The sequence below is a fragment of the Spirochaetota bacterium genome, assembly GCA_040756435.1.
Classification (GTDB): Bacteria; Spirochaetota; UBA4802; order UBA4802; family UB4802; genus UBA4802.
Window position 1 is genome coordinate 36722 of sequence record JBFLZD010000008.1, and the last position, 23572, is coordinate 60293.

Sequence of the window (23572 nt, forward strand, 5' to 3'; positions counted from 1 at the left end):
CCACACCGTGTCATTTTTGCAACACAACAAAGCTTACTATTCCTTACCAAACAGCTTCTCAACCCACAAATACAACGTTGGCAGCAACAGCAATGTCAGAATCGTTGAAGAAATCAATCCCCCTATTACCACTGTTGCCAGAGGTCGCTGAACTTCTGCTCCTATGCCTGTATTAAAGGCCATGGGAATAAAACCAAAACTTGCTACAAGGGCTGTCATTAATACAGGTTTTAAGCGAATTAATGTGCCTTCATATACTGCTTTTTCTAACTTCATACCCTGACTTCGTAATTGGTTAAAAAAATTAACCAGAACCATACCATTGAGAATTGCAATACCTATAAGAGCAATGAATCCAATTCCTGCAGAAACACTGAGCGGGATAGAACGCATATATATAAATATAATTCCGCCAGTAAGTGCAAATGGGATGCTATTAAATACAAGTAATGTTTGTGTTAAACTTTTAAATGTCCTTATCAATATAAAAAATATAACAGCAAGTACTATAGGAATTATTATAAGTAATCGTAAACGAGCTGACTCTAAATTTTTAAATTGTCCTCCCCATTGCAACTGATAGCCTTCAGGGATATTCAATGCTTTTATTTTTTCCTTTGCTTCGTTTACAAAACTTTGCGTATCTCTATTCTTAATATTTATTGAAACTGCTGCATATCGTTGCGCTCGCGTTCGCGCTATTGTTGTTATCTGCTGGTGTCTTTGAACAGAAGCTACAGTACCAATTGGTATAGCACCTCCATCAGCCAGACCAACTGGTATTTTTGCTATATTTGCAATGTTGTTGCGGTAAACGTCGCTTATTCTTATCATAATTGGGAAACGCTTATCTTCATCATAAAGATAACCTACCTGTTTACCACTCATTGCAATTGAAAAAGCATTGTTAACATCATTGATATTGACACCATATTTTGATATAGCATCATAATTCAGAACAACATCAATAATTTCGCTTTTTTTCAATGCAGTTAATGGATCAAGATCAACTGTGGAAGCTCCTTGAATGCTTTCAAGAATTGGAATGGATTTGTTCGATAGTTCATATAAAGTGTTGAGATTTGGGCCAATGATCCGCAAGGTTATATCAGCCCTGTTGCCTTCCAATATTTCGTTAAAGCGCATTTCGATGGGTTGCGTGAGTGAAATCTCTTGACCAGGTTCATGTTCATTAATCTTTTGGGCTATTGCCTCAAAAAGCTCTAACTTAGATAGGCGTTTACCATTGTATAATCCCCATTTTGATTTATCTTTTTCTAAAATAACAAATGTATCTGCAAAATTAACTCCCATTGGATCAGTAGCGGATTCTGGCGTACCCATTCGGGAAAATACAGTTTTAACTTCCTTAAATTGGCTTATTACCTTATCACTCTTTTTCTGAATATCAAGGGAAGCATCAAGCCCAATCGTCTGATCACGAACAAGGCCAATTACCATATCACCTTCATCAAGCCTGGGTATAAAATCAGAACCCAAATTTAAAAACATAATAATAGCAATAAGAGCAATTAATAAAGGTGGAAGAATAACCTTTACAGGATGTTTTAAAGAAAACACCAAAAAAGGATTATATACCTTTTCTAAAAGTCTGAAAACCAATGTCTCTTTTTCTTTCCTTGTTGGGTTTATACCATAATATGCAAGAACAGGCATAAGAAACAAAGCAATAATAATACTTCCACCAAGTGCATATAATACTGTTTCTGCCATTGGCCTGAACATCTTGCCTTCTATTCCTGTAAGGCTAAGAACAGGTACATATACTATCATGATAATTAAAACTCCAAGGAAAACAGGCTGACTTACCTCTTTGGCAGCATCACTAATTATTGTAATTTTTTCTTTTTTTGTTAAAGAAGTAGTTTTTACTTCATTAAAATGGCGAACTATATTTTCAATCATCACCACCGAGCCATCAACAATAAGTCCAAAGTCAATGGCCCCCAAACTCATCAGACTTGCTGCAATACCTGATACCACCATACCACCAGTAGCAAAAAGCATTGATAATGGTATTGCAAGGGCAACTAAGAATGCAGCTTTTATATTACCTAAAATAAAAAACAGAATTGCTATTACCAGCAAACCTCCCTCAGTTAAATTACGAGCAACGGTTTTAATTGTTGCATTTACAAGAAAACTTCGCGTGTATAAAACTTTAATTTCAACATCAGCTGGTAATGGTATTTCCTGTATAAATTTTTCAACAGCTAATGATACTTCCCTACTATTTGCATTAATACGCATTAATACAGTGCCTAAAACTGTTTCATTACCGTTGAGTGTAGCCGCCCCTAAACGCTGTTGATGGCCTACAATAACATCTGCTACCTGCCACAATCGCACAGGTGCTCCATATACATTTAATTTTACTGGTACATTTTTAATCTGTTGTAGTGAATCTATTTTTCCATACGTTCTAACAATAATCTGCTTGCCCTCAACTTGAATATAACCTCCGCCATAATTTTCGCCAATATTTTCAAGGGCAGATACAAGATGATGACACGTAATGCCATAATTTTGCATTTTAACAGGATCTACATTGATATGAATTTCTTTTTTATAACCACCATTTGATTCCACTTCTGCTACACCGGGGACACTTTTTAATGCTGGCTTTATGACAAAATCCTGAAGTGTCCTAAGATAGGTTAATTGTTCTTTTTGTGGTAATTTAGAAAGATTGCTACCTGGCTTAGCTAACACTGCATACATGAATATTTCGCCCAGACCAGTTGAAACGGGTCCTAACTCTGGCGATAAACCTTCTGGCAGCTTATCTCGAATGGACTGTATTCGTTCATTAACCAACTGCCGTGCAAAATATATATCTGTATCATCCGAAAAAACTACTATAACCTGTGATAAACCATATTTTGAAAGGGAACGTATATCCTGTACATCAGGAAGACCTGCCAGTTCTGATTCAATGGGGAATGTTACTGTTCTTTCAACCTCTTCTGGAGCTAAAGCACCTGTTTTTGTATTTACCATGACCGAAACATTGGTAATATCAGGAACAGCATCAATGGGTAATTTTTTAATTGAATACAAGCCAGCAATTATCATCCCTATAGTAAAGAGTATAATCCACAACCTTCCCGTTAGTGCTTTTTCTATCCAGGCCGATATCATTTGGCGATCTCCATTAATAGATTATAATCATTCATAAGAGTTGCAATGGTTGCCATAGCATGCACAAGTTCTTTTTGCGTTGTATAGATGTTCTCTAATGTTTCGTGAACCTGTACATCAAGCTCTAAATACGATTGCAATGTTATAGTCCCTTTCTGAAACTGGTCATCAGCATAATACATTGATTTTTCCAGTTCTTCTTCTATTGAAGGAGGGAATAATTGCAGCAAATTGCGATAATAATCATATTGCGCTACTGTGGTACGGATGTCACTTTCAATCATCTTTTCTATATACTGTAAGTATAATTCTTCCTGTTGTGTTTTTGACTGTAAGGCATCAACAACATTCTGATTTTGATTATATAGTGGAATAGGAATACTAATACCACCAGATATAGACTTCTCCTTTTCTATAACTTTTTCATAATCATAACTAAAAAGCACATTGAAATCAGGATAAATATTCTTTTTTGCCAATGAAATTTCTTTTAATGAAGCCATCAGTATTTCTTTTTGCTTTTTTACCATAATACTTTCATTTTTTGCCCTTGCAACCACATCGTTTACATCAAAAACTGGAGGATTTTCAATCCATTTGATAGTAACATTCAATTCAGGTAAATTTAATTGTGTATATAATACCAATCGTGCAAAGGTAACCGCCTGATCAGCTTTTATACGGTGAATTTCTGATTGAAGCATCCGTATATTATTTTTTACAATTGCTATCTCAACCTTTTTTTGGGGGGAAACTAATGGTCTTGCAGTCATATATGTATTTAACAAATTCAAACGTTTTATTCTAGAATTAATATGAGAAGACTTAAGTTTGCTTATTGCGTAGTCATAGCTTAGATTAATAACATTTGTTGCTATAAAGTATTTCATCTCTTCATATGATAGTACTTCATAATTTTTTTTATAACGATATATTTCATCTATTAGCGAAAGCTTGCCAGGAAAATAAAGAGGTTGTGTAACAGTGATACCTGAAACTTGACCCTTCTGAGAATCAATAGATTTATTGCCATAATAAGCAGCAATTTCAGGGTTTTTCCATTGTGTGTTATACTTCTTTAAAGCCTCAAGTTCATCAATTTTAACCTGCTGGGCTTTCAGCAATTCAAAAGTTCGTAATGCATTATCAATAAGTTGTTGAATTGAAAAATGTGCTTGTGTATGTGATGAAGTAATAAATATAAAATTATTTGTAATGACTACAATAATTACAATGAGTATTTTTTTCATAAAAGGATTTCCTCACTTATTCACTAAAAAAACTACAATAATAGATAAATGATTTAGTATAGGAAATCAAGCTTAATATTTTTTATAAAATTTTTTTCTTAAAATACAAAAGATATTCCAGCTACACTAACATATTCTTTATAATTATTATGATTGTTTGCATAACAATATCCTGCTGCAATATCTAAAGTTGCTACATTATTAATGCTATATACTATACCAGTTAAAATTCTATGATACATAGTATCAACTTCATATTCTGAAAAATTATCAATTATTACACTGAAATGCTGTACTATTTGATAATCAAAACCTAATCCAAATAAAACAATAGTATCATTAAAATGTCTTTTTAAGCCTATTTGTGAATGTATTACTAATGTACCAAATTTTTTTGTTACTATTGCACTCACACCATAACAATCATCAGGTAATTCATAACCAACTTTAGCTGCCAACATCCCTGTATCCTCATCAATTCCTAAAATGTTAATTTTGGCAGCCAGTATAACCCCATCTAATCCCCTTGCATCTTCATTTATACAATATGGTGTTTCAACAAGTATTTCTGCTTTCCCCAAACCAATTCCATACAAAAAAGCTATATAATTGTACCAGTATTCATTTTGCTTGCTACCGGTAAAACCCATCTCAATTTTTTGCTCACCCAATTCACCAACACCTGCATCTTCTGTTGTGAAAGGTCTATATGGATATACATCTGTATGGGATAAGCATACAATTAATAACATAAGACATGATATGTTTCTTACCATACTTTATTACCTCTAATTATATTAGTTTTATCTAACTTTTTAGATAAAAAATATACCCCTTTACAGTCAATAAAAAATATTTTTTTGTTAGATTGCTATATTTGAGATTTTATCTACCTAATTTTTAATATCAATAGATACTGTTTTCTTCAGGAGATCAATCAACCTCCTGCAAGATAAGAGAACTTAGAATCGTTTTTCAGGCAGCCCATTAAAATAATAATAATAATAATAATAATAATAATGAAATTGTATGCAAAAGTTATGTAGCATTTTTTTCAAATAGTGTTATTGTAAATTACAGTAAGAAGGGTACAAATATTTAAAAAAAAAGATGAGATGCAAACGAGCTTATAAAATTCTCAATGATAATTTTTTAGATAGCTTTAGTCAATCTTTACCATAATCAGCGTCATATCATCTTCAAGTGCAGAAGTATCCCCAACAAAGTGTATGAGTTCAGAATAGATGGCATCAATAGATTCAGCACATGAAGCTTCTTTTGTTTGTTTTATAAGTTGCAGTAACCGCTCAATGCCAAACATATTTTTATTTTTATCTATTGCTTCCACTATACCATCAGTGTATATTAAAACCTTATCACCGGGAGATACTGCCTGATTTAACGTTTCGTATTTATTATCTGTTCTTAAACCCAAAGCCTTACCCTGTGGCATATATTCTACAATGTTACCATCAGCTTTCTGAATAATAATTGATGGATGACCTGCACGACCAATGCGCACAAATTTTTCATAGCGATTGATATACAAACATGCTGCGGTAACGAATGTTTGTGGTAGCATGTTGCAAATATTAATATTTAAGCTACGCAAAAGTAAACCTGGATCAACCGACAACATCTGGAACATCTTAAAAAGAATATTCACCATAGAAGCTACCATAGCTGCCGGTATACCATGACCCACCACATCAGCAAGGAAGATAACAACACCATCTTTTAGCTGAAATATATTATAAATGTCACCACCAATACGTAATGCCGGTTGAAACCGTATAGCAATATCCATCCCTTTAACATGGGGAATTTCAGGAGGAAGCAACTGATTTTGTATAGTACGGGCAATTTCAAGCTCCTTTTCCAGATATGCTAATTTTCTTGCATCCTGCAACAATTGCTGCAGTTGGATATTCAGTTCCTTTGTTTGTTTTAATGCTGCAATAAAAATATTTACAAGGTACACCGCAATGATAAATAATAAAAAGGGCAAGCCATACACATACAACACTACATTTGAAGGAATTATCTTGAAACCAAAAGCAAGGACATCATGCAACCCTAACAACACCATGGGAGCAATACCAATAAAGATAAGTAAACCGGCTTTTTTATGTTGAATCAATTGCAATCCTGAAGTAACAAATATATCAATCATAAATAAAATTGATATGATAATGGAAAAATTTCGTATAAATAAAATATCACTGCGTGTCTTCTGAGAAAACAACACCACTGTTAGTACTATTGGAATTAAAAGATAGAATGAAGTAATCCAGAGTTTATTCCTTCCTACATGATACCGGTAAAATAGATTTAATAATGCCGGAAAAAATATCAATCCTGGTTGTGAAACCTTCAAGACTGTATTGGATGAATAGGGTAGATCAGTATATAAATTTTCAAAAAAATGAAGAATCTGTGGAAACGCAACCGATAAACATGCAAGCCCAAAGAAAAGATATTCTATCGAATCTCTTTGATAATAAAACATCACAATAAAGAAGATAGCTAATGTAAGCAATATAAAAAACAGTGCTTGCATCAGATGGATGCGCAAAAAGTTAATAGATTGATAAGCCACTTTACCCCTACTATCGCTTACCAGACGAATGGGAGCATTTATCCAGAATTCAGCATCATAGTATATTTGTATAGATAAAAGGTTTTTACCTTTGTGTAGTATCGTTTTAGGTATTGTATAATGTCTGAACTGATTCCAGGCTGATTTAAAGTGTGGCGGAAACCTACCGCTTGAACCTATAAAAACTCCATTGCAATAAGCCCTATCAGCATTCATTATCTCACCAATCTGGATTGCCAGGTCGTGCGTGGGAACATTATCCAGAACAAACTCTTTCTGAATCCACACATAACCACTTTTAGCTAATGTGATGGTATTTTGTGTCTTTTTGTCTTTCAGTGTATGGGGAAGGCTTATAACAAATGGCACTGTAATCGGAATGCTATTGGTAGATACTGTATTAAAGCATGTATCGTTATTGGTTGTTGTCAACTGCCAGGTGCCTTCAAGTGATTGTACAACCTCCACTGAACCAGTACAGGCGGTTAAAGCTATTGCAGTATATAGCAAAATTATTATAGTAACTATCGGTTTCATAAAGCACACTATTGTGGTAAACATAAACAATATAAACTACAAAAAGTCAAAAACTTTATTTTTAAACATCAACAATTAGGCTTGACGTAGTATATGTATATACCGTACAATTAGTAAGTACTATCTATGCAATAATTATGGGCATCTGTAAAAACCGCTTTCATCATTATGGATGCATTAAAAATAAAGCGGTTTTACCCTAAATATATTGTGTTACACGGGAACATCCAAATAACAGTTTTTAGAAGTTCCCTTATTTTGTGGCGATAGTTTCTTAATAATGAACTATCGCCCATATAAAAAAGAGTTTGCTATGAAAATTAAAGATTTTTTGCAACTGACGTTTCAAGAATACGAAGGCAATCCCATTATAGCCCCACCCTTCCCTTCGCCGATAATTGCCGACCCAACGTTTGTACCATCCCAAGAGTCGCCTGATGGTAAATGGCATTTATTTGCACATTCTTTGATGGGAATTCATCATTTTGTTTCAGAAGATGGAATCCATTATACCAAGATGCCAAAGCATACTATTCGCAATGCAATGCGTGCTTTTCTTTATTATGAAAACAACACCTACTATTTATACTACGAAAAAATTAAACCGTACATCTTATGGTATTCATGGCTACCCCATACATGGTATTCATATATTGCAATGCGTTCTTCACAGGATTTATATTCCTGGAGTGATGAACAAACAATCTTAACACCTTCACTGCCCTGGCATAGCAATGAATATGGGGAATCTGTCAGCAATCCATGCCTGATTAAACACAAGCAATCATATTTTCTTTATTACAGCGCTGCATTAACTCACATTCAAGATTGTGGTTTCAATGAACCGCTGTATATTGGTCTGGCAAAAGCTTTAAATCCTGCAGGACCTTTTCAAAGTATTGCTCAACCAATCATGGAACCATCACGCTATAACCGATGGTGCAATATTGGGTGCGGTTCATTTAAAGCTGTGAAAATGGATGATGGTTTTATTGGATTGCAGAACGGGATTTACTGGGATTATACTATAAATCAGTCTGGATCAGCTATTTTAGTATATTCATCAAAAGATGGCATACATTACACTCTGTTAATGAAAAACCCGTTGTTGAAACCAGATATCAAAGAAGGTTCATATAAACGAAGCCATGTCTATGCATTTGATTTAAAACAGGTTGATAAAAAACAATGGTATCTGTATTTCAATGCCCGCAATAACTGGCACTGGTCAAAAGGGAAAGAACACATAGGGTTGCTGATAGGCAGCAAAAAGCGTTAAATACCGCCACCATTTTCAAAAAGCATCTCCATTGGCTTTTGCTGTAGCACATGAGTCCCTGGTGGAACGCTTTCAGTTAACCATACATTACCACCTATAACTGATCCCTTGCCAATGGTCACTCTGCCTAAGATTGTTGCTCCTGAATATATTATGACATCGTCTTCAACAATTGGGTGACGCGGTATTCCTTTAATGGGATTGCCGTTTTCATCAAGCGGGAAGCTTTTTGCACCCAAGGTAACACCCTGATAGATACGAACATTGTTGCCAATAATTGTGGTTTCACCTATAACAACACCCGTTCCATGGTCTATGAAAAATTTTTCACCAATGGTAGCTCCGGGATGGATATCAATCCCTGTCTGGGAATGAGCCATTTCGGTAATGATACGCGGAATGAGCGGCACATCCTGAACATACAGAGCATGAGCAATCCTATAATTAATCATTGCCATTATGCTTGGATAGCAAAATATGGTTTCCCCATGGCTTTTGGCAGCGGGGTCACCTTCATAGGCTGCCTGTACATCTAAGGCAAGCATACGCCTAATTTCTGGCAGCATATCCAAAAACTGAAACATAATCTTCCGTGAACGATGCTCACACTCAATGCAATCTATGGTTTCACCTTCGGCACATGAAAAACAATACCCCCGTTTTATCTGCTCTGTGAGCTTTCGCGCAATACTATCTATAGCTGAACCAATGTAATATTGCATGTTTTGTGGAGTGATTTCAGAATTGCCAAAATAACCAGGAAACAGTACCAGCTTACATTCTTCTACAATGTCTGCCAGTTGAGGTATGGATGGCATGGGAATATCATGATTGGTACGGTGATATACCTTTTTATATGATTCAGGCTGGCATAGTGTCTTTACCACATGCTCTAAATGCTTTTGATAATCGCCGTTTTCAGATATGTCTTTAAACATAGCATGTAACAAAATTATTGATTAATATAATACCACTCAGGTAGTAATTATATCACATTCAATAAACTTATCCAGAATATTACAATATACTATCGCACAAGATTTTCAATTATCTGCTCTTTTATTTTTTTATTATATTCAGCATAATCAAATGCATCAGGATCAATAATATACTGAATGATAAGCCCCTGTACAAACGCCACTATCATTGTTGCGGTATATTCTACATCGACATCTTTAAATACTTTTTTTTCAATTCCTTCCTTTATTATTTTGGAACACTCGGCACGATAACTTTGATATAGTTTAACGTTGGCTTTACGCATTCGTTCATTATGATTGAGCTGCGTCCAGAAATCAATTAATACATGAAAATATTCCTTTTCACGCTCAACCAGATGAAAAGCTTCATCCATAAAAATAATTAATTTTTCTTTTGGGTCATCTGTTTGTTCCAATGCTTTTGCTAAATAGAAGCTTAAATTTTCATTCATGACACGCAACACTGATACCAGCAGGTCATCTTTGTTTTTAAAATAGTAATGGACTAAACCAGTGGACAACCCTGCTTCTTTTGCAATATCACGAACGGTAAAATTATAATAACCTTTTCTGCTGACAACCTTATAGGCAGCTTTGGTCAACTGATTCCTGCGTACTTCAATGATATTAACATTTTTCTTTTTCATTGGCACTTAACCTTTCAACAATGTATTAATAATTAATTCTTGCCATTAATTATTCCTAAATGTGGAAATTTGAACAAAATATAAAATAGTATACACCCCCGCCACCGAAGGTGGGGGTGTATACTAGTATTCATTACGAAATTTTTTAAGGAATTATTATTGAATTCTTGCATATTTTTTTATTTTGGCATCAAAGCATTTTTAATAAAATCCATAACACCTTTCACAATTCGTTCATCATCACTCAAAGCATCCTGACCAATAAAAAGTTTGAGGCGTTCTTTGAAATATTCAGAAGTATAAGAAAATTGGGTCAACACCAGAATATTATCAATACATAATGAAACAACATTAATATCTATATCCTGTCGCACAATGCCCTCTCGTTTGGCTGCTTCTAATTCATGGCGATAAAATTCAATGGTAATATATTCAATGGTTTTTGAAAGACGTGGAGTCAGATGCGAAAGTCCTTCTGATGTTATATCAAGGTAAACCTGATGTATTTCAGGGTATTCCCGAGCAAACTTTTGAGCAGCCCTTACCAGTTCTTCTATTTTTTCATAGAAATTTTTATTTTTAAGGCTAACTGATCCCAAAACTTTTTCAAGCAGCTTATACGCCTCATTGACTACAGTAAGTAAAAGATCTTCTTTGCTTTCAAAATAATTATACATTGAACCAATACTGATGCCTGCCTTTCTGGCAATAATATTGATATTAGCCCCTTTAAATCCATTTTTTGCAAATTCCTGTGTGGCAATTGTTATAATACGTTCACGTTTTTCGGCAGAAATTTTTTCAAAAGTATCTTTATGATGTTTTTTTGTAGTTGTTGCTACCATTGTTATACTCCATTGCCAGCTTTTGTTTATAGCACAATGCTTAATAATTAATTTATTCGTCAACCAATTTTACAAAGTAAATTATTTTATCCATTTTGGCAAGAAAATTATTATAATCAAAATAATCTATTTATACAATATGAGGTGACAATCTATAACACAGATGATTACAGTAAAAAAGCAATTATTTCATGGTAAGATATTATTTTATACCGTATCTACAATGATCCCCAATACGATATATTAGTACCCTTCATATGGATATATTCTTTCCTGTTACATATGAGATAGTTACTGTCATCAAGACCGTGCAATACATTGCGCAGCAGCTTAAAATTCTTCATATGGTTTTCAGTAATGGTTGCTGAAAGTTTAATTTCCACAGGTACCATTTTCATGTTACGCTCTATAAGAAGATCTACTTCCCATATATTTTTGTTATTAATAAACGATAGTTCTGGCCTTTCACCATGATGGTAAAAACTTTTAACAAATTCAGAAACAACAAACGTTTCAAATATCTGGCCTGATAGTGGACCCCTCATCAGCGCTTCCCTATCCCGTATTCCAGTTAAATGTACAGCAAGTCCCGTATCAAGAAAATATATTTTTGCGGACTTAATAAGCCTTTTTCCTATATTAGCATAATATGGTTTTAGCAGGTATATTATAAAACTGGATTCCAGCACTGATATCCACCGCTTCACTGTGGGTACTGATACTCCTAAATCGCTGGCTAATGATGACAAATTAAGGATTGTTCCTGTTCTTGCTGCAAGAAGCATAAGCATTTTCGTAAAAGTATTAATATCTCCAATATTATAAACCAGTGATAAATCTCTTTCTATATATGTCTGTATATATGAATTATACCATATTCTGCGGTTTATAGTAGGATTGCATACAAGCTCAGGATATGTTCCCCTGAGCAAAACATTGCCTAAATCTTCATCACAGGGAATATTATGTGTAATTGACGTAAACCACTCATCCCAAGTGGGATAAATCCTGCCATGTATTTCTGAATGTGAAAACGGGAGTAGATGGAAAACAGCAGTTCTACCAGCTAATGATTCTGAAACATTCTTCATCAGTGTGAATTGACTGGAACCGGTTAAAAACCACTGTCCAGGGGATCGGTCATCATCAATTCTGCGTTTTATATAAGTAAGCAAATGGGGGGCATATTGAATTTCATCAATGATTATTGGTGGCATATTATTTTGAATAAAATCGCGGGGATCTTCAAGTGCCCATAAACGTATGTCGGCTTCATCTAATGATATAAATTTTGCTTTGTCCGAAAATAAATTTTTAAGTAATGTAGTTTTGCCTGATTGTCGTGGTCCTGTAAGGAGTAATGCAGGAAACGTGGTACTTGCCTCTTTTAGTAGGTATTCCAGCTGACGATTTTTATATATCATATGGACTAATTTAACATGATTAATTAAATTTGTCAATTATTTTTAGTATTGTAAATGGTTTATTGAAATAAGCTTTCAATAAAATCCATCAAGCAATGCTTCATGGAAAGGTCACACTGTAACTGTGGTATGATTTCTTTAGCATTGTTAACATGCTGGAAAATAAGCTGCTTGACGTGTTCTGTTGCACCACTTTTCTGTATATATTCTTTAATGGACTGTATATCCTCTTTACTTTTTTGCTTCTTTTTAAACATGGTCATAAACTGCTCTTTAACGGTATTATCCGGCAAAAGTTGTAAGGTCTTTTGCACCAGTACGGTATACTTACCTTCTTCAATATCCGAAATTGCTGATTTACCACTATCCTCTTCACTACCAAATACACCAATAATATCGTCACGCATCTGAAATGCAAAGCCTGCTGCATATCCGGCAATCTCCAATTTTTGCATTTCATCATTGTTGCTGCCACCAGCAAGAATGTATCCTAACCTAAGTGGCCCTGACACTGTATAATGTGCTGTTTTCATTGAGGCAATTGTGTGCGGTATATCATCATCCATGCGTATTGGATTAGACCATATAATATCAAGCATCTGTCCCAGCGCTGTTCGTTCATATATCACCGCAAACTCACGTAAAAATGAAGACATACACGCAGCGTTTAATCCTGAAATCATCTCCACTGCATTGCTCATGAGTACATCAGCCAGAACTATTGCCACCCATGAGCCAATATGTTCGTTATACGTATTAAAAGAACTATCGCACACTTTATGAAATGCTGGTTTGCCACGGCGCATTATGGCTCCATCAATGATGTCATCCTGAATTAATAAAAATGCATGCATGCACTCAAGGGAGGCTGCCACCGGAATTACTGATTGAATGTCCAGGCTATCCCCACCGTAACCCAAGTATGACAAAAGTAACAAAAGGGGGCGTATGCGCTTGCCATCACGAGTACAATATTCTTTAAGAAGGCTGTAAGCCAGCATTATATCGGGATTATGCGCCGATAGTTCCTTAGAAGAGTAAAACGTATATATGTACTCATTGATGATAGGTACATAGGTGCGTGAGAAGTCAGCAAATGACATGTATTCATTTTTTTTTGACATAACAATTCCATTTGATAGATTGGGTTGTGATTGTCAAACCAGTTTTAACTATTTGACATAGAGCAATTGCATCTATACTATTTAATTATACAATTTATTATTCAGGATAACACAGTATGTTAGCCAAACGAATTATCCCCTGCCTGGACGTCAAAGATGGGCGTGTAGTTAAAGGCGTAAATTTTGTTAATCTACAAGATGCAGGTGATCCTGTTCATAACGGCATGTTTTATGACCAGGAAGGAGCTGATGAACTGGTATTCCTTGACATTACCGCTTCAAGCGACAGGCGTGCCATTATATTAAAGATGGTAAAGGATGTTGCTGAAACGGTGAATATCCCTTTTACCGTTGGTGGTGGCATCAGAACTGTTGATGACGTCAGAATGATTTTGGAAAATGGTGCTGATAAGGTGTCTATCAACACACAGGCAGTACAACAACCAGAATTAATCACTGAATGTGCACAGCGTTTTGGTTCACAATGTATAGTGGTTGCAATTGATGCAAAACGAAACAATGGCGGATGGAACGTATACCTTCATGGGGGAAGAACTAAAACCGATATTGATGCTATACAATGGGCTAAACAGGTTGAAGACTTAGGAGCAGGCGAAATTTTGCTTACCAGTATGGACCGCGATGGAACCAGGCTTGGCTATGATTTGGAACTTACACAAAAAGTTGCCGAATCAGTTACCATTCCTGTGATAGCCTCTGGCGGTGTTGGTACGCTTGAACATTTATATGAGGGATTTGCAATTGGAAAGGCTGATGCTGTGTTAGCGGCCTCAATATTTCACTATAGAGAATATAGCATTAAACAGGCAAAAGATTATCTGGCCAGGCGTGGCATTCCCGTACGACCAGTGTAAACTATTTTGCCCACAGCAGTAGATACAGAATACCCATTAAAATGCCAAATGCCAGTAAAAGAATGGCTATGAGCACATAATTGGGTTTTACTTCTTCTTCTGCAGGCTGGACAGTAGCAGCATAAGCAGGGTCAAGTGCCACCTTAATATTTTCTTCTTCCTCATCAATATCAACAACAATACCCTTAGCAATTAAACCGTACACTTTATAGCCCTTTTGAGGAATGGATTTAACATACGTTATACGGGCAGGAATTGGTTTAAATGTTTCATTTTCATATGCTTTCAAAGCCTGTGCTACTTTTACTGCCTGAGGATTGGTATCAATAATGGATATCATGACTCTATCGCCAGGTGCCAGTTTAGAGATATGCTTTCCTTTTATGGGCGATAATATCAAAGCTGATTTAATAATAAGCTTAACCCCATCTACACCCACCTGCGGTGCATACTCAGTTTCGGCAGTTGCAGCTGGCTGTGTTTCTGGCTTTTTGACTTGCTCACCATCAACTATGTCACTTTTTAATTTAGGAATTGTAGCTGAATGTAACTCCATAGCAAGAGATGAAGTTGGCTGATATACAACAAGTGAATCAACCCTTTTCAATGCCAGTGTTTCCTGTATGAGCTTTCTGAAAAGGTTATCAATGGCTATCTCATTTTTTAATTCAATATTGCGGGCTAATTCATTTAATAGTACAATATCAAGGCTTTTGATTATTTTGTCACGAAAGGTTTTTGCTAAAATCTGGTCGTAGTCACCTTTCTGCATTAGCTCTGCTATCTCTTTTTCAAAAACTATCCAGTCCCATTCGGGGTTAATGTTTTGTAAAGTATATGACGGCGATAGAATAAGTGTTAAACCTGAAATAATTTTATATATATGATTAAAAAAAAGTAAAAATGCACCAAACATGGTGGAAGATGCAAATCGTACTTTAATGGCATACAGATCATTATAGTTGCCCGCTACCATCTGGCGAGCTTTATCCATATCCCCATGAGTATAATGGAGTGCTATATTTATCTTTTTTGTTTGTTCTGAAAGATGCTGATATGCTTTCTCATTTTCTCCCATGAGCATAAACCCTTATGGATATTATATTATTTTTTTTGCAACGCTGCCTTAACACGTTCCAGAATAGTTCCCCTCTGGATTGGCTTCAATATAAAATCAGCAGCACCCATTTTCAATAAATCAGCAAGAACACCTTTTGTGGTTTCATCACTGATAAATACAATTTTTGCCTTGGGTTTCTTCTGGCTCAACTCATACATTAAAGCATACCCATCTAACTTTGGCATATCAAGATCGGTTGTAATAAGGTCAAGGTCAGCAGCAAGTGAATCATACAATTTTAATGCTTCTGCACCATTAGTGGCAGCAGCTATAACCTCATACCCTTCCGATTCTAAAATCTGAATTATTTGCTTACGATGAAATTCTTTATCTTCAACTACCATCACCTTATATGGTATACCATTAGGCTTTATACCATCAGGTTTTTTTGGATTAATTGCCGGAAAATCATGTGGACTTTTCATGTATCGTTACCTCTTCGTTACAAACTTAATACAAGCTATTAAAATTGTCTAAATTTCAATCAATTCATATTCCTCATCACCAGCACCAAGGGATGCTGCATAGGTAAAAAGATATTTCCACTGCACCGGGTAAAGTGCTGTAATATTATCCTTTGATTCATCCTTACCAGATATACGGGAACCTGGCAATGGCATTGCCTTATTTATAAGGTCTACTGACGCCCTGTCAATAGCAATGGGATCAGTTGAAGCCAGAATACCAATATTTGGAACAATAGGAGTATCATTCCAGTAACAACAATCACATTCAGGAGACACATTCATAATAAAATTGAAAAATGCAATCTTATTTTTCTTTAGTTGCATAAATGCGTTTACATACTCTGCTGTACGTTCAAATAAAGCAGTTGCATCTGTTTTCCACACTACCGGGATTGCATTATAAATACAGATAACCGTACATTCACCACACCCAAAACATTTATTACTGTCAATAAATGCTTTTTTATTATCATCAAATGAAATAGCAAATGCAGGGCATCTCTTGATGCATGCTCCACAGGATGTGCATAAAGCCTGTTTAACCTTAGGTTTTAAATCCGAATGCAATGACTGTTTCATGGAAGGTGGTGCACATCCCATGGCTATATTTTTTATTGCACCGCCAAAACCATACAATTCATGTCCTTTTACATGGCTTACCACTATCATAGCATCAGCATCATGAATAGCAGAGGCCACTTTGACACTTGAATACCATTTGCCGGAAGCGGGTATTTCCTTAAAATCGTTACCACGCAAACCATCGGCAATGATAACAGGTGCCCCACAGGAAAATATAGAAAAACCGTTCATCTCGGCATTTTTCAGATGATCTATTGCATTGCTCCGTGAACCGCGATATAATGTATTGGCATCTGTAACAAAAGGATTTGCCTTTAAATCTTTAACGCAATCTACAAAAGCACGTATGATGGCAGGTGGCAAATATGCAATATTACCATATTCACCAAAATGGGTTTTTATTGCCACAAAATCTTTTTCATTAATAATTGAGTTAACTTCCAGTTTATAGAACAATTTTTTAATTTTGCTACTAATATTTTCGCGGCTACTCATATGCATATCAATAAAATATACTTTTGCCATACCTACCTCTTTTTTTAATTCAGTTATTATTTATAGATTTAGCTAAATTGTCAATAATACTTTTTTATTACAATAATAGCTCTTTTAAATAATTACTCAAAAGATTACAATAGCCGATAGTAACTGAAGAATAAATTATTGACATGATGTATTAATTTTCTTGCAATATTACTGTAGATATGTATAGTTTTACCATATTGTTACCCTTGGGGGGAAAACATTGGAAGGATTGCAACAAAAAGCTCAATATTTTTGTAAGCCCGCTAACTACAAAGAAGCTCTTAAAATGGGGCAGGATGTTTATATCCAATTTTCGCTTTTAACACCTGAAGTAGAATCTATTATCATACGTATGCTCAGTGTTTACCTTGCTCAGCTTGACCTTCTTTATTTAAAAGACATGTTTATTAATATTATTAAGGAATTAGTTAATAATGCAATCAAAGCAAATGCAAAAAGGCTTTATTTTAAACAAAAAAATTTGGATATAAACAAAACTGAAGACTATCGTACAGGTATGGAAACATTCAAGGAGGATGTCTTTGTTGAAAACCCTGAATTTCTTGAACAGTTAGGACAATCAAATTTTATAGTAAGAGTCTTTTTTTCAATTACTGGCGACACTCACAAAATTCATGTAATAAATAACGTTCCCATTATCACCGAAGAAATGAATAAAATAAATGCACGTGTAAAAAAAGCTTACAGCTATTCAGATATTTCAGATGCTTTTGATGATATCCTGGATGATTCTGAAGGTGCAGGGCTTGGTTTAATTATTGCACTTATGCTTATGAAGAATGCAGGTTTTCCACCTGAGGCTTTTGCCATATCAACCAATGGCAAAGTTACCAGCGCCTCTATAAATATCGATGAAAGCTTCCGGAATATGGACCTGAAAGTAAAGATGGCACAGGAAATAATCAACGAAGTTGAATCTTTGCCATCATTCCCTCAAAATATTCTTGAAATACAAAGGTTATGTGCAAACCCGGAATCAACAATTAAAGCAATAGCAGATAGCATCAAACGTGACCCCGGGCTTGTAACTGCAATATTGAAATTAGCCAATTCTGCAGGGTATATTACATCAAAGCGGGTAGAAACAATTGAAGAAGCAGTTAAAATTATAGGTACTAAAGGGATAAATACTCTTCTTGTTGCAAGTGGTGTACAAAAAATACTGGATTCGCGTTACAAGAAGTTTGAGACAATTTGGAACAATTCATATAAAACAGCTTTTTATGCACAATTCATAGCAATGAAATATCGTAAGGAAAGGTTATCCGAATTTGCCTACCTGGCATCCTTATTGGCTGACATAGGCCTTATGGTACTTCTTTCCATTAAACCCGATGACATTCAGAAAATCCGTGATATAGTTGGTTTAAAACAACTGGAAAACATCTCATTGCTTGAGGAAATTTCTTTGGGAGTTAGCCATAGTACACTGGGAAGCATGATATGTCAGAAATGGAAATTTAACGATGCATTAGTCAAAGCAATAGAATTTCACCACAGGCCTCATTTATCCCCACCTCAATACCGGGATTTAATCAATATTGTTTATCTAGCATATGTTTTCAGCAGTATTGAATCCAAGAATTTCAGATTTGAAATTGCCGATGAAGACTGTCTTGACTATTTTAAGCTGAATAATAAACATGACTTTGAACAGCTACATGAATTGACAAAAGCTAAATACGAAGAGTATATTAAAACAAATCAACAGATTACACAATAACACTAATTATCTACAGGGAGTATATCATGTATTTTCAGGATCTTATTGCTAATCTTAATAGCTATTGGGCAAAACAGGGATGTATAATTGCACAAGGATATGATCTGGAAGTTGGTGCAGGCACATTTAATCCTGCAACGTTTCTGCGTGTGTTGGGGCCCGAACCATGGAATGTTGCATATGTTGAACCATCACGACGACCAACTGATGGACGGTATGGCGATAATCCTAACAGATTGCAACATTATTATCAATATCAGGTAATTATGAAGCCTTCCCCACTAAACATCCAGGAACTGTATCTTGATTCATTGCGTAATTTAGGAATTAAACTGGAAGAGCATGATGTACGTTTTGTTGAGGATGATTGGGAATCACCAACTCTGGGAGCTTCGGGATTAGGTTGGGAAGTATGGCTTGATGGTATGGAAATCACACAATTTACCTATTTTCAGCAATGTGGTAGCGTTGAATTAGACCCAATACCTGTGGAAATTACCTATGGCCTCGAACGCATTTGTATGTATATCCAGGGTGTTGAAAGCGTATTTGATATACAATGGAATGAAACATTAACATATCGTGATGTACATCATCGGAGTGAATTTGAATTTTCACATTACAATTTCAATATAGCTGACATTGAATTACATTTTACACTATTTGACCTTTATGAAAAAGAGTGCTTGAAGATACTGGATTATGAACCAGTTCAGGTGGTATTGCCCGCATATGATTATGTATTAAAATGTTCCCATGTTTTTAATATCTTAGATGCACGTGGTGCCATTTCAGTAACTGAGCGTGTTGGCTATATTGCCCGCGTCAGGAATTTAGCACGCCGTTGTGCTGAGAGGTATATTGCAATTCGTGAATCAATGGGCTATCCACTTTGTAAATATGCTCAATCCGAGAAAGTTTGATGGATTACTTTGCTAATCTTAAAAAATATCTCAATACCTATGACAATTTTATTATTTCCACTCATGAAAGTCCTGACCCTGATGGACTTGGCGCAGAAATTGCCTTTAAAGAACTATTGCTAAAAATTGGGAAGAAGGCAATAATTATAAATTCTGACCCAACCCCATCAAAATTCAGTTTCATAGATCCCAATAATGAAATAATAATATTTAATGAAAACATGAAAATTGATGATATAAATAATTATGCAGTTTTTGTTCTGGATACAAATGACTTCGATAATATTGGGAAAGCATATCATTATATCAAAGATTCTATACGCGATGTATTTATTATTGACCACCACGAAGGGGGAACGGATAAAATTAAATCAAACTTCATTAAAGTAGAAGCATCATCAACATCAGAAATAATTGGCAACATTTTACAGCATTTTGGAGTAATCCCATCATTTAAAGCTGCACAGGCTCTTTATGCCGGAATAATTTTTGACACCGGCTGTTTCAAGTACCCTAAAACCTCACCTATAACATTTGTATTAGCTGCACAATTAGTAACCCTGGGTGTAAAGCCATATGAAATATATCAGCAGATTTATGAAAATAATTCACTGGAAGTATTTAGATTGAGAGCACTGATGCTTTCCACAATGGAAGTCCATTTTGGTGGGAAACTCATACTGATGAAGCTAACCCCTGAAATGATACAAGAAACCAATGCGCCATTTTCCGAAGGTGAAGTTAATATCAATTTGCCGTTATCAATTCAGGGTGTTGTGGCAAGTGTTCTGATAAAACAGGACATTGGTGGTCCTGTCAAAGTCAGCATGCGCACAAAAGGCGATTTGGATGTTGCAGAAATTGCTATTGCAAATGGTGGTGGAGGACATAAAAATGCTGCAGGCTTTAAATCATTATATGATTTTGAAACCACACGATTAAAGGTATTAGACGAAATGTCACGTTTTTTTAAATAAATTATGTATAGCAGTCTTCCATTAAAATACTTTCATATTCATATCAACCCTATAAGTAACTCAATCAATCTTAAAACATCCTGATCTTTTTTGAGCAATGGATGCAAAGGCTTATTCTTTTTTACCTCAAAAATAATGTTAATACTATCCCCCTCTAAATATGCAGGTACGTCCACTTTAATACCACAGGCATTAAGTTTTTTCTTAATCTCATTAATAGAACCCATATATTCTGTATACTCCGGGTAGCGAATTGAATATATACAATTATGGATATCATCATCTATTATAGTTTCTTTTGTTAGCAGTAATTCTATACTATCACCAAGAAGTTTATCCTTCCCCATTCTATAAATATCCTCAATCATAACTACTATGCTGTTAAAATAATTTACCCTGAGCTGACATTGAGAAATAATTTTTTCCAGTATAATTATTGAACTTTTTGATAACCGCAACATAGGCATGACAAATTTTGGAGAAATTGATCTGGAATCAATATACTGAATGATGACCAGTGGTAATTCAAGTATTGATCTGACATTCATAAAGTCAGTTAACAAAGCAGGCAGCGATAGTTCCTGTGCTATTGCCATTATCTGTTTTTTATCAGCATTAAAATAATCATACAGTAAATATAAACTCTTAATTTTCCCAATAGTCCCTAATGCATTGTGAAACAATTTCACTCGTACTATCTGTAAAAAATCATCCATGCGTAATTCAGTGACAATCTTTGCCGGCACGTCTTTTATGCCTGCTTCCTGCGCTGCTGTAATCCTGTTATGCCCATATACAGGCATATACCCTCCCTGCCAGTTTAAGAGCAACACAGGCTCAATGATGCCATGGTGTAATACTGATTTGACCAGTTCCCTGGACAATGGTCTTGAAATTTTAAAATAATTGTTATTACATTGAATTGCATCTAAAGGTATTGATGCAACATGACTTTCAGGACAAATCATTATATAAGCCCTCGTAGTAATTTTGTAATCTCTTCTGGATATATAACAGTAACTTTTGAGAGCTTCTTTAAGCTTTCTTTAGCTGCCTGAGTAAGATCAGCAGTTGTAATAAATATACCCTGTTGTGCTTTTATATCATTAATGGCCTGTGCAAAATTTCGTAACGTTATTTCACCTACATTTGTTTTATCCCACCGCCTGACCCAGACTAATACTTTATCCCTTGTTTCAGGATTAATTGCCAAAAAATCAACACCATCCGCTTCACGATATGTTTGTAATATCTGATCAACCTTAAAACCCATTTTTGACACCAATCTGTTGGAAATAATCCTGAAATTTTCAGTGTCTAATGAAATATACCTGTCCATGACATCATCTGAAGCACTGACTGTTTTTCCATCATCATAACTTATTTTAGTGGTAACAACGATATCTTTTAAATTATATTTTTTTGTACTTTTTAACCCACACATTTCCCATAATAAATTTTGTGGAAATGCATCATCCATCCATGTTGTGATAGTTTCTGTAACGGATACCGATTCTTCTTTGCTGAATTTATCAACCTCCATTTCCTTGCGCAATTGTGTTACGAGATATTGTATATTTCTATAGTTTCTATCTCTTCGGTAAAGCTCATTCCATGCTTCATATGCTAAAGAAGTCTGTTCATTTTTTAAATATGCATATCCCAGATCATATAATGCCAGAAGTTCTGCATCATCATTTGCATTCTTTCGTGCAACATCCAGTAAATCCTGAAATAGCTTTATTCCTTCATCATGCTTTTTCAGGCGCATCAACATAAAGGCCTGAAATCTTTTTGCAAGATACAGCACATCAGGATCCTGGGCTGTATCTGCAATCCTGGAAATATATCCTAACGCCTGACGATAATCACGTTTGCGATTACACGCAAATGCAGCAGCTATCTGGGCAATCTCTGATTGCGGTTTTATCTGCACTGCTAATTTAAAATTATCGATAGCATCCTGTATACGCATATTCTGGTAATAACATATACCCGCTCCAAAAAGAATTTCATAATTGTCATTCTTAAGCTTTACCAGTCTATCAAAATAACGCTGTGCTATATCAAACTCTTCTTGACCAAGACAGATAAACGCAATATGGTAAAGGGATTCAATATCGGCAGGATAATTTTTAAGAATGTCCATATACGTTTGAAATGCTTTTTCAATCTCATCCCGCATATAGTATGATTTAGCCAATTTCTTTTGTACTGAAAGCTGGTCAACTTCATAATTGAATTTCCCTATTTCAAGTACCTTTTCAAAATGGATAACTGCCTGGTCAATCTCTCCTAAGGCTAAATACAGGTCAGCAATGCGATAGTGGACAACAAAATCATCAGGATATTCATCAATTACTTTTTTGTACTCAACTATAGCATCATGTATTTGATTTTGCGCAACCAGCTGTTGGGCTTTATATAAAGGGCTAAACTTTGGTCGTATATAGACAAGGTAGTACAGGAAAGCACTTATAATAAACAAAGATACCAGAATATACGTAATCAT

19 protein-coding genes are annotated in these 23572 nt (G+C 35.1%); 5 read left to right on the forward strand and 14 right to left on the reverse strand.

Features of this window, described 5'->3' with window-relative positions:
- Window positions 1-36: 36 nt before the first annotated feature.
- The 4 genes from AB1444_03885 to AB1444_03900 all read right to left on the reverse strand — a co-directional run bounded on the left by AB1444_03885 (window position 37) and on the right by AB1444_03900 (window position 7548).
- On the reverse strand, window positions 37-3162 hold the full coding sequence (locus tag AB1444_03885) for a CusA/CzcA family heavy metal efflux RND transporter (GenBank protein ID MEW6525791.1): 3126 nt from the start codon (window positions 3160-3162) through the stop codon (window positions 37-39).
- Entirely contained in the window at window positions 3159-4412 is a 1254-nt protein-coding gene (locus AB1444_03890; GenBank protein ID MEW6525792.1) for a TolC family protein, read from the reverse strand. The genes AB1444_03885 and AB1444_03890 overlap by 4 nt, the downstream gene beginning before the upstream one ends.
- Before the next feature lie 98 nt (window positions 4413-4510).
- On the reverse strand, window positions 4511-5188 hold the full coding sequence (locus AB1444_03895) for a hypothetical protein (protein MEW6525793.1): 678 nt from the start codon (window positions 5186-5188) through the stop codon (window positions 4511-4513).
- A 386-nt stretch (window positions 5189-5574) separates the two neighbouring features.
- Window positions 5575-7548, reverse strand: a complete 1974-nt coding sequence (locus tag AB1444_03900) for a SpoIIE family protein phosphatase (protein ID MEW6525794.1) — start codon at window positions 7546-7548, stop codon at window positions 5575-5577.
- A gap of 313 nt (window positions 7549-7861) precedes the next feature.
- Here AB1444_03900 and AB1444_03905 point away from each other — a divergent pair, with 313 nt between their 5' ends.
- Window positions 7862-8827 (forward strand): family 43 glycosylhydrolase, encoded by a 966-nt coding sequence (locus AB1444_03905; GenBank protein ID MEW6525795.1) that lies wholly within the window; start codon window positions 7862-7864, stop codon window positions 8825-8827.
- Here the strand turns inward: AB1444_03905 and epsC are convergent.
- The 5 genes from epsC to AB1444_03930 all read right to left on the reverse strand — a co-directional run bounded on the left by epsC (window position 8824) and on the right by AB1444_03930 (window position 13847).
- Complete coding sequence (epsC, locus tag AB1444_03910; protein ID MEW6525796.1) at window positions 8824-9765, reverse strand: serine O-acetyltransferase EpsC; 942 nt, start codon at window positions 9763-9765, stop codon at window positions 8824-8826. The genes AB1444_03905 and epsC overlap by 4 nt on opposite strands.
- 89 nt (window positions 9766-9854) lie before the next feature.
- Window positions 9855-10454 (reverse strand): TetR/AcrR family transcriptional regulator, encoded by a 600-nt coding sequence (locus AB1444_03915; protein ID MEW6525797.1) that lies wholly within the window; start codon window positions 10452-10454, stop codon window positions 9855-9857.
- Window positions 10455-10633: 179 nt separating this feature from the next.
- Window positions 10634-11299 carry a TetR/AcrR family transcriptional regulator gene (locus AB1444_03920; protein MEW6525798.1) on the reverse strand — a complete coding sequence of 222 codons (666 nt, stop codon included), beginning with the start codon at window positions 11297-11299 and terminating at the stop codon, window positions 10634-10636.
- 218 nt (window positions 11300-11517) lie between these two features.
- Window positions 11518-12723 (reverse strand): ATP-binding protein, encoded by a 1206-nt coding sequence (locus AB1444_03925; GenBank protein MEW6525799.1) that lies wholly within the window; start codon window positions 12721-12723, stop codon window positions 11518-11520.
- Window positions 12724-12782: 59 nt separating this feature from the next.
- The gene (locus AB1444_03930) at window positions 12783-13847 is read right to left on the reverse strand and encodes a polyprenyl synthetase family protein (GenBank protein ID MEW6525800.1); all 1065 of its coding nucleotides are present in this window, start codon (window positions 13845-13847) and stop codon (window positions 12783-12785) included.
- 116 nt (window positions 13848-13963) lie between these two features.
- Between AB1444_03930 and hisF the strand changes: the two genes are divergently transcribed.
- Window positions 13964-14722, forward strand: a complete 759-nt coding sequence (hisF, locus tag AB1444_03935; protein MEW6525801.1) for an imidazole glycerol phosphate synthase subunit HisF — start codon at window positions 13964-13966, stop codon at window positions 14720-14722.
- 1 nt (window position 14723) lies between these two features.
- Here the strand turns inward: hisF and AB1444_03940 are convergent, their stop codons facing one another.
- The 3 genes from AB1444_03940 to AB1444_03950 are packed head-to-tail and all read right to left on the reverse strand — an operon-like array spanning window position 14724 to window position 17416.
- Window positions 14724-15800, reverse strand: coding sequence for a hypothetical protein (locus AB1444_03940; protein ID MEW6525802.1), 1077 nt, complete (start codon window positions 15798-15800; stop codon window positions 14724-14726).
- A 26-nt stretch (window positions 15801-15826) separates the two neighbouring features.
- Entirely contained in the window at window positions 15827-16267 is a 441-nt protein-coding gene (locus AB1444_03945) for a response regulator (GenBank protein ID MEW6525803.1), read from the reverse strand.
- Window positions 16268-16315: 48 nt separating this feature from the next.
- Window positions 16316-17416, reverse strand: a complete 1101-nt coding sequence (locus AB1444_03950; GenBank protein ID MEW6525804.1) for a DUF362 domain-containing protein — start codon at window positions 17414-17416, stop codon at window positions 16316-16318.
- Between the two features lie 220 nt (window positions 17417-17636).
- Between AB1444_03950 and AB1444_03955 the strand changes: the two genes are divergently transcribed.
- The 3 genes from AB1444_03955 to AB1444_03965 are packed head-to-tail and all read left to right on the forward strand — an operon-like array spanning window position 17637 to window position 21060.
- Complete coding sequence (locus AB1444_03955; GenBank protein ID MEW6525805.1) at window positions 17637-19160, forward strand: HDOD domain-containing protein; 1524 nt, start codon at window positions 17637-17639, stop codon at window positions 19158-19160.
- A 26-nt stretch (window positions 19161-19186) separates the two neighbouring features.
- Complete coding sequence (glyQ, locus tag AB1444_03960) at window positions 19187-20083, forward strand: glycine--tRNA ligase subunit alpha (GenBank protein MEW6525806.1); 897 nt, start codon at window positions 19187-19189, stop codon at window positions 20081-20083.
- Window positions 20083-21060: a bifunctional oligoribonuclease/PAP phosphatase NrnA gene (locus AB1444_03965; protein ID MEW6525807.1), complete on the forward strand. Its 978-nt coding sequence runs from the start codon at window positions 20083-20085 to the stop codon at window positions 21058-21060. Before glyQ ends, AB1444_03965 begins: the two co-directional genes overlap by 1 nt.
- A gap of 38 nt (window positions 21061-21098) precedes the next feature.
- On the opposite strand, the gene AB1444_03970 is transcribed toward AB1444_03965, so the two are convergent.
- Together AB1444_03970 and AB1444_03975 are read right to left on the reverse strand one after the other, a co-directional pair.
- Complete coding sequence (locus AB1444_03970) at window positions 21099-22028, reverse strand: ParB/RepB/Spo0J family partition protein (protein MEW6525808.1); 930 nt, start codon at window positions 22026-22028, stop codon at window positions 21099-21101.
- Window positions 22028-23572: a tetratricopeptide repeat protein gene (locus AB1444_03975; protein ID MEW6525809.1), complete on the reverse strand. Its 1545-nt coding sequence runs from the start codon at window positions 23570-23572 to the stop codon at window positions 22028-22030. The genes AB1444_03970 and AB1444_03975 overlap by 1 nt, the downstream gene beginning before the upstream one ends.